The sequence below is a fragment of the Kitasatospora sp. NPDC002543 genome, assembly GCF_053594915.1.
The window spans coordinates 1-7,692 of sequence record NZ_JBSFWR010000182.1 but is presented as its reverse complement, the minus strand read 5'-3'; the positions used below and the strand labels follow the sequence as shown (position 1 = coordinate 7,692).

Below are 7,692 nucleotides of genomic sequence, written 5' to 3'. Positions count from 1 at the left end.
AGGCCGTGCTGGACCACACCCGGGTGCGCACCCCGCCCCGACGGGACCCTCCGACCCGGTCGCGGATCGGGAGGGAGCCGACCTCAGGAGGTCAGCGAGGTCTTGCGGGTGGTGATGATCTGGTCCACCAGGCCGTACTCCTTGGCCTCCTCGGCGGTCAGGATCTTGTCGCGCTCGATGTCGTCGCGCACCTGCTCCGCCGAACGGTTGGAGTGCTTGGAGAGCATCTCCTCCAGCTGCTCGCGCATCCGGAAGATCTCCTTGGCCTGGATCTCCAGGTCGGACACCTGGCCGCGGCCCGTCTCGGTGTACGGCTGGTGGATCAGGATGCGGGCGTTCGGCAGCGCCATCCGCTTGCCGGGGGTGCCGGCCGCGAGCAGCACGGCGGCGGCGGAGGCGGCCTGGCCCATGCAGACGGTGGTGATGTCCGGCTTGACGTACTGCATCGTGTCGTAGATGGCCGTCAGGGCCGTGAACGAGCCGCCGGGCGAGTTGATGTACATCTGGATCTCGCGGTCCGGGTCCATCGACTCCAGGCACAGCAGCTGGGCCATGATGTCGTTCGCCGAGACGTCGTCGACCTGCGAGCCGAGGAAGATGATGCGCTCCTCGAACAGCTTGGCGTACGGGTCGTACTCGCGGATGCCCTGCGTGGTGCGCTCGACGAAGCGCGGGACGATGTAGCGGCCCTCGGCACGCATGTCCTCGACGCGGGCCTTGGCGGCCGACAGGCTGGGGATGTTCATGGGGGTCCTTGTCCTCCGGGGCGTTGGGGCTGTGGTGTCGGGGGCCGGGCCGAGGCTCAGGCAGCGCCCGTGCCGCCGCCGCCGGGGACGTCCGCGGCGCTGTGCATGATCGCGTCGATGAGGCCGTACTCCAGGGCCTCCTCCGGGGTGAACCAGCGGTCGCGGTCGGAGTCGGCGGTGATCTGGTCGAAGGACTGGCCGCTGTGGTGGGCGATCAGTTCGGACATCCGCTTCTTGGTGCGCAGCAGCTGCTCGGCCTGGATCCGGATGTCGGTGGCGGAGCCGCCGAGGCCCGCGGAGGGCTGGTGCATCAGGATGGTCGAGTTCGGCAGCGAGAAGCGCTTGCCGGGGGCACCCGCGGTGAGCAGGAACTGGCCCATCGAGGCCGCCATGCCCATCGCGATGGTGACGACGTCGTTCTTGATGTACTGCATGGTGTCGTAGATCGCCATGCCGGCCGAGATCGAGCCGCCCGGGGAGTTGATGTAGAGGAAGATGTCCTTGTCCGGGTCCGCGGCCAGCAGCAGCAGCTGCGCGGTGATCTTGTTGGCGATGTCGTCGTCGACCGCCTGGCCGAGGAAGATGATCCGCTCGTTGAGCAGCCGGTTGTAGACCTGGTCGCCAAGGCCGCCGAGCACGTCACCAGCGGCGGCGTGCGGCGCCATCGGGCCAGGCATCTGCATCTGCGGGAACGTCACTTAGCCACCTGCTCAGTCGGTTTGGACGGTCGCTCCACGGCCGTCACGGTGTCGCACAGCTTCCGGGTATCACGTCGTGATTGTTGCTGTCCAAGGACCCTAACGCGCAGGCCGGGCCGCAGAATCCCTCACGCAGAACTGTTCGCTGTGAGCGCAGGGTCGCTGCGGCCGGGGGCCGGACGACAGCGGGCCCGGACACCGTACGGCGTCCGGGCCCGCTCGCAGCCCGAAGGGGCTACCGCGGCGCTCAGGCCTCGGTCTTCTCCTCGGCGGCGGTCTCCTCGGCGGCGGCCTCGACGGTCTCGCCCGCCTCGTCCTCGTCGTCGAAGTTGACCTCGTTGCCCTCGGTGTCGACGACCTTGGCGGCCTCGACCACGGTGGCCAGCGCCTTGCCGCGGGCGACCTCGCCGACCAGCAGCGGAACCTGGCCGCCCTGGACGACCTGCTGGGCGAACTGGTCCGGGGTGAGGCCGGAGCCGGCGGCGCGGCGGATGAGGTGCTCGGTCAGCTCCTCCTGGTTAACACCCAGCTCCTCGTCGGCGACGATCTGGTCCAGGACGAACTGGGTCTTGATGCCCTTCTTCGCCTGCTCCTCGATCTCGGTGTCCCACTCCTCGCGGGTCTTGCCCTGGGTCTCCAGGTAAGCGTCGAGGTCCAGGCCCATCGGCTGGAGCTGGTGGTGCTCCACGTTGTGCTTGCGGGTCTCGACCTCGTCCTTGAGGAGCTTCTCGGGGTACTCGATCTCAACCAGCGCGAGCAGCGCGTCCAGGACCTTCTCCTGCGCCTGGGTGGCCTGGTCGTACTCCTTCATGCGCTCGAGGCGCTTGCGGGAGTCGGCGCGCAGGTCCTCCAGGGTGTCGAACTCGCTGGCCAGCTGGGCGAACTCGTCGTCCAGCTCCGGCAGCTCCTTCTCCTGGACGGCGGTGACGGTGACGGTGACCTCGGAGGTCTTGCCCGCCTGGGTGCCACCCTTGAGCTCGGTCTCGAAGGTCTCCTCCTCGCCGGCCGACAGGCCGACGACGGCCTCGTCGATGCCGTCGATCAGACGGCCCGAGCCGATCTCGTAGCTGACGCCGGCAGCGGTGCCGTCCTCCGGCACCTCGCCGTCGACCTTGGCGACGAGGTCCACGACCACGATGTCACCGGCGGCGGCGGCGCGCTCGACGTCCTTGACCGAGGAGAAGCGCTCGCGCAGCTGCTCCAGCGACTTCTCGATGTCCTCGTCGGAGACGACGATCGGGTCGACGGTCACCTCGATGGAGGAGAACTCCGGCAGGGTGATCTCCGGGCGGACGTCCACCTCGGCGGTGAACTTCAGGTCACCGCCATCGGCGATCTTCTCGACACCCTCGATGTTGGTGATGTCGGGCTGGCCGAGGACCTCGATCTTGCCCTCGTCGACGGCCTGCGTGTAGAAGCGCGGCAGGGCGTCGTTGACGGCCTCCTCCAGCACGGCACCACGGCCGAAACGCTGGTCGATGACCCGGTTCGGGATCTTGCCCTTGCGGAAGCCCGGGACCGAGACCTGCTGGTTGATCTTCTTGTACGCCGCGTCGAGGCTGGGCTTGAGCTCCTCGAAGGGCACCTCGACGGTGAGTCGAACCCGGGTCGGGTTCAGAGTCTCGACGGCGCTCTTCACGGTTTGGTCTCCTATGGGCTTGCGGTCAGGTTGTCTCCGCCCGTCCCCGTCACCCGGCCGGAGCCGGAAGGGGGGTCGGACGAGACGGGCGATGGGCGGTTGGAGCTGCATCTCCCGTGTGGGGTGGACGGTGAGCTTGACTCCTCGCCCTCGTGCGGTTGACCTGGGTGGACGCCACAGGGACTACCGCCAGCGCCCCATCCTACCGGTACCACGAAAGGCGGACGCCAGACGCCACCGTACCGCCGCCGTGCAGCTCCGATACAGAACAGGGCCCCGCCCCGGTGGGCGAGACCCTGCCGCACTGTCGGGGTGACCGGATTCGAACCGACGGCCTTCCGCTCCCAAAGCGGACGCGCTACCAAACTGCGCCACACCCCGTGGTGCCGAGAGGAAGCGTACACGCCGGGCCTGCACGGTCCGGCGACCTTTTCCGCGCGGGCGCGACGCGGGAGATACCGCGCGGGCGCGCAGGAGAGGGCGTGCGCGACGGGGTGTGCACTCGGGCGCCCGGACCAGGTAGGCTGTCCCCCGAACTTCCGGCCGGTGACGGCTGGGAGCGTCGTGCGGGCGTAGCTCAATGGTAGAGCCCTAGTCTTCCAAACTAGTCACGCGAGTTCGATTCTCGTCGCCCGCTCTCCGGTCCGGCCCCGGTGCGCCCAGCGCACCGGGGCCGTCGGCGTTCCCGGGGTCAGAGCCCGAGCCGGGCGGCGCGGGCGGCGGCCCGGTCCAGCAGCCGGTGGATGTCGCCCTCCCGGGTGGTCGGGCGGTCGTTGTACTCGTCCGGGGAGCGGGCCGGGCGGCCGGTGGCGTGCAGCACCTCCATCAGCTGGACCCGGGCGGTGCGCACGGTGGCCGGGGTGCCGTAGCCGTGCGCCAGGACGGCGGCCTGCGCGCCGAGCAGGCAGACCCGGCCGGCCTCGTCCCACATCGCGCCCTGGAGCCAGCCGTGCGCCCCGATGTAGCGGGAGGCGAGCCTGAGGTGGTCGGCCGCACCGACCGGGACGGGCCGGGCCGGGCGGCCCAGCGCCCGGTCGAGCAGGGTGGCCCGGGGCTCGGGGTGGCCGGCCTGCCAGGGCCGCGGGGTGCTGCCGTACGGGCAGACGTACGGCACCGGGGTGCGCGCGGGGGCGGGCAGCGAGGCGAGGTAGGCCTCGACCTCGGCGACCAGCCCGGAGTCGGCGGGGCCGAACGGCGGCGACCCGGGGGCGAGGAGGACGGGCGGGGGCGGGGCGGCGGCGCGGGGCATGTGGGCCCTCCGGGCGGACGGACGTCGGGTTCCGCTGCCCAAAGTGGGGCATCAAGGACATTTCCGCGACCGGAGGACCGCGGGGTCCGCATGGTTTCCCGGCGGGCTGCCGGGCCGATAGCCTCGGCGGCGTTCGAGCGCGGTTCGAGCGCGGTCGGAGCGCGACCGCCGCCGCCGCGCTCCAGAGGTGGAGGAGTCCCGGTGGGTCCGCAGGAGCGACTGGCCGTCATACAGCGCTGCGTGGTCCGGGAGATGGCGCGACTGGGCCAGGTGTTCCGCCCGGACGGCGACGTGGTCCGCGGCCCCGGCACCACGGCGGTGGCGGTCCGCGAGCACCCCGGGGACGACGGCGCCGGCCACGTGGACCTCGGCTTCGTGCTCCACCTGGGCCGGGCGGACGCCCCGGTGGTGTGGGACTGCGCGGCCGGCCTCGGCAAGACCGAGGAGGAGAAGCTCGCCAACGCGGTGAAGATGTGGGCGACCACCACCGCCTCGGTGCTGGTCGAGCTCGCGGAGGGCAGCGGGGTCCACGCCGACCGGCCGCACCTGCCCGAACTCCCGGGCTGGCGCGCGGTGCAGGGCCCGGCCGCGGTGTTCGGCTTCGGCAACGAGCACCTGGCGGGCTGGCTGGCCGACCACCGGGTGCTGCCGGCCCTGGCGCCCGCGCTGCGCGCGGAGTTGACCGGGCCCGGGCCGGTGGGCGTCAAGCTCTTCCTGGGCGGGAAGGCGGGGGACGACGTCGCCGAGGTCCGGGTGGGCGGCGAGGTGTCGGAGGCGGCGTCGGCGGCGCTGCGCGCGCTGGACTGGCCGCGGGGTGAACGCCTGTGCTGGGCACGGCTGTTCGTCCTGCTGACGGCCGAGCCCGCGGTCTCCGGGCAGCACACGTCGGCGGGTGCCGTGGCACCCGCACCGATGCGTGTCCCGGCCCCGGCGGCACCACGCCCCCGGGGACTGTTCGCTCGCTGGCGGGAGGCCAGACGGGCCGGCCGGTGACCCCTCGACCGGGGCGCGGACGGCCCGGCCGGATCAGCCTCCGGTGATGCCGGAGATGCTGTGCGCCAGGTTGGCCAGCAGGGAGTTGATCGAGGTCGCGACCGTGGTCTCGTGGAGCATGAAGCCGAACAGGGCGGCGACGATCGCGTGCGGGATCTTCATCTGCTTGTTGCGGATGAAGATGATGCACAGGATCGCGAACAGGACCAGTGCGGAGACGGAGAGTGCCACCCGGACTCACTTCCTCGTTTTCATAGCGGGGTGCCGCCGCCCGGCGGCACCTGCGAAAGCCGGACCCCGGCCTGTCCGACGGTCCCGAGGCGGAATCGCGGACCGTCCGGCACACCGCCGGCGAGGGAGCCCACGATCGACCGCTGTCTGTCGTGCCGCACGTGACGCCCCCAATCCCCCGAATCCTGAACAGTCCCGCCCGGACTCAGTGTGGTCGACCGTGCCGATTGCGTAAAGGTCTGAAAGTCAGCCCAACGCCGATATCCTGCGATGCGAGACGAGTTTCCGCCGACCGGGACGATAGCGGAGCCGTCCTGACGAATCGTCGGCGGGGCCGTGCTGAGCGGCCGGGAAACCGTCAGGGGCGGGTAACGGAAGCCGCTGGTCCGGTCCGTCGACGGGGCGTCCGATTTGGCTGAAGATCAGCTCCCAGGCTTGACAGCGACGGCTGCCCCCGGCATGTGCCCCGGAGCGGGCGTCAGTCGCGCCAGAGCAGCAGCACGGCGCGGTCGTCGTTGATGTCCCGGGCGACCGTCTCGATCAGCGCGCCCGCGGCGCCGGTTCCCGTGCCGGGCCCGCCGCCCGGCACCAGCCGGTCCGCCTCGCCCATCAGCCGGTCCATGCCCTCGGCGAGGTCCCGGCCGGGCGCCTCGACCATGCCGTCGGTGCAGAGCATCAGCACGTCGCCGCGGTTCAGCCGGCCGCGCACGCCCTCGAACTTGGCGCCGTCGTAGATCCCGAGCAGCGGGCCCTCGGCCTGCTTGACCTCCCAGCGGCCCTCCCCCGCCAGCCGCTGCATGCCCGGCAGGTGCCCGGCCGAGAGCAGCTCGTACTCACCGGTGTCCAGGTCCAGCACCAGGTGGACGGCGGTGGCGAAGCCCTCCTCCCAGGACTGGCGCAGCAGGTAGCCGTTGGCGGCGGGCAGGAAGTCGTGCGCGGGCAGCGAGCCGACCAGCCCGCCGAAGGCGCCGGAGAGCAGCAGGGCGCGGGAGCCCGCGTCCATGCCCTTGCCGGAGACGTCCGCGAGGACCACCTCCAGCAGCCGCTGGCCGGGGCCGGTGCGCGCGGCGACCACGAAGTCCCCGGAGAAGGACTGGCCGCCGGCCGGACGCAGCGCCATGTCCGCGTGCCAGCCGTCCGGCAGCGCGGGCACCCGGCTCTGCACCCGCAGCCGCTCGCGCAGGTCGAACAGCATGGTGGAGCCGCCCCACCAGGGCACGCCGACCCTGGCCCGGAACTGGGCGAGCAGCAGCCCGCCCACCCCGGCGGCGCCGACCACCAGGGCCGCGCCCGGGGTGACGCCGTAGAGGTAGGCCTCGGGGTTGTCGCTGGCGACCCGCTGGCCGGTGTGGATCACGGACTCGGAGGACAGGCCGAGCGCGGCCAGCGCATAGAGCACCACCAGGCTGCCGGGGCGCAGCAGCAGGGCGCCGGCCAGGATCGGCAGGACCAGCGAGGTGGGCGGGGCCCAGCCGGGCATCCAGATGTTGAAGAGGATCAGCACCGGGACGAGCAGGGCGAGCGCGCAGAGCACGGGCCAGTCGGCGGCGCCGCCGCGGAAGTAGTCCACCCCGGCTGTGCGCAGCCTTCGGCGGACCCGGCGGACCTTCTTGCTCAACCGGGCCGTCACGGACTCGGACGCCGGGGCGGCGCCGGGCCTCGTCGCAGTCGTCTGGGGCGGTGTGCCCGGCGCTCTGCCAGCCATGGGGTCCGACCCTATCCACGGGTACCGCCCGGCGTCGACGGGCCGGGGGCGGCCACGGGTGCCGGAGCGCGGGGCGCCCAGCGGGTTTCGGCCGATCGGAACGGGTGCGGGCGTGCCGTCAGGAAGCGTGCGCGGGTTGGGCGTACGAACCGTGCGGGCGGTGCGCGCGCCCCGCGCGCGGGGGTGCCGGTGCGCGGAGGCCTGTGGCCGATCCCACAGGCGGCACGGGGCCGCTCCGGGCGCGTCGCGCGGCGTCCGGCAGGCTCCCGCGGGGCTTCCGGGAGGTGTTTCCGGCGGTGTTTCCGGGGCTCTCCCCGGGGCCCGCGCAGACGGCGGCGGCCGGTCGCACGGGATGGGCCTGGTCTTCGGCCTGATCGCGGTCGCCCTGGTCGCCTTCCGCGTCCCCACCGACCCGGTCACCGACAAGGAGG

7 protein-coding genes and 2 tRNA genes are annotated in these 7,692 nt (G+C 72.3%); 2 read left to right on the top strand and 7 right to left on the bottom strand.

Features of this window, described 5'->3' with window-relative positions:
* Positions 1–83: 83 nt before the first annotated feature.
* The 4 genes from ACWD4P_RS37350 to ACWD4P_RS37335 form a co-directional block, all read right to left on the bottom strand.
* Positions 84–746 carry an ATP-dependent Clp protease proteolytic subunit gene (locus ACWD4P_RS37350; protein ID WP_359828381.1) on the bottom strand — a complete coding sequence of 221 codons (663 nt, stop codon included), beginning with the start codon at positions 744–746 and terminating at the stop codon, positions 84–86.
* Positions 747–802: 56 nt separating this feature from the next.
* Positions 803–1,423, bottom strand: a complete 621-nt coding sequence (locus tag ACWD4P_RS37345) for an ATP-dependent Clp protease proteolytic subunit (RefSeq protein WP_392884367.1) — start codon at positions 1,421–1,423, stop codon at positions 803–805.
* A gap of 268 nt (positions 1,424–1,691) precedes the next feature.
* On the bottom strand, positions 1,692–3,083 hold the full coding sequence (tig, locus tag ACWD4P_RS37340) for a trigger factor (RefSeq protein ID WP_449782707.1): 1,392 nt from the start codon (positions 3,081–3,083) through the stop codon (positions 1,692–1,694).
* Positions 3,084–3,390: 307 nt separating this feature from the next.
* Positions 3,391–3,464 (bottom strand) — tRNA-Pro (locus tag ACWD4P_RS37335).
* A 185-nt stretch (positions 3,465–3,649) separates the two neighbouring features.
* On the opposite strand from ACWD4P_RS37335, the gene ACWD4P_RS37330 reads away from it, so the two are divergent.
* A tRNA-Gly gene (locus tag ACWD4P_RS37330) sits at positions 3,650–3,720 on the top strand.
* A 54-nt stretch (positions 3,721–3,774) separates the two neighbouring features.
* Here ACWD4P_RS37330 and ACWD4P_RS37325 read toward each other — a convergent pair.
* Positions 3,775–4,332 carry a DUF6197 family protein gene (locus tag ACWD4P_RS37325; protein WP_449782706.1) on the bottom strand — a complete coding sequence of 186 codons (558 nt, stop codon included), beginning with the start codon at positions 4,330–4,332 and terminating at the stop codon, positions 3,775–3,777.
* Positions 4,333–4,533: 201 nt separating this feature from the next.
* On the opposite strand from ACWD4P_RS37325, the gene ACWD4P_RS37320 reads away from it, so the two are divergent.
* Positions 4,534–5,325, top strand: coding sequence for a DUF6348 family protein (locus ACWD4P_RS37320; protein ID WP_359828386.1), 792 nt, complete (start codon positions 4,534–4,536; stop codon positions 5,323–5,325).
* 33 nt (positions 5,326–5,358) lie between these two features.
* On the opposite strand, the gene ACWD4P_RS37315 is transcribed toward ACWD4P_RS37320, so the two are convergent.
* Positions 5,359–5,556, bottom strand: a complete 198-nt coding sequence (locus ACWD4P_RS37315) for a hypothetical protein (RefSeq protein WP_049648957.1) — start codon at positions 5,554–5,556, stop codon at positions 5,359–5,361.
* A 478-nt stretch (positions 5,557–6,034) separates the two neighbouring features.
* A complete protein-coding gene (locus ACWD4P_RS37310; RefSeq protein WP_359828388.1) occupies positions 6,035–7,174 on the bottom strand; it encodes a PP2C family protein-serine/threonine phosphatase in 1,140 nt (379 codons plus the stop codon).
* Positions 7,175–7,692 lie beyond the last annotated feature (518 nt).

Excerpts from the sequence above, each read along its gene's own strand:
- ACWD4P_RS37350 (WP_359828381.1), bottom strand. The coding sequence starts at position 746 with ATGAACATCCCCAGCCTGTCGGCCGCCAAGGCCCGCGTCGAGGACATG.
- ACWD4P_RS37345 (WP_392884367.1), bottom strand. The coding sequence starts at position 1,423 with ATGCCTGGCCCGATGGCGCCGCACGCCGCCGCTGGTGACGTGCTCGGC.
- ACWD4P_RS37325 (WP_449782706.1), bottom strand. The coding sequence starts at position 4,332 with ATGCCCCGCGCCGCCGCCCCGCCCCCGCCCGTCCTCCTCGCCCCCGGG.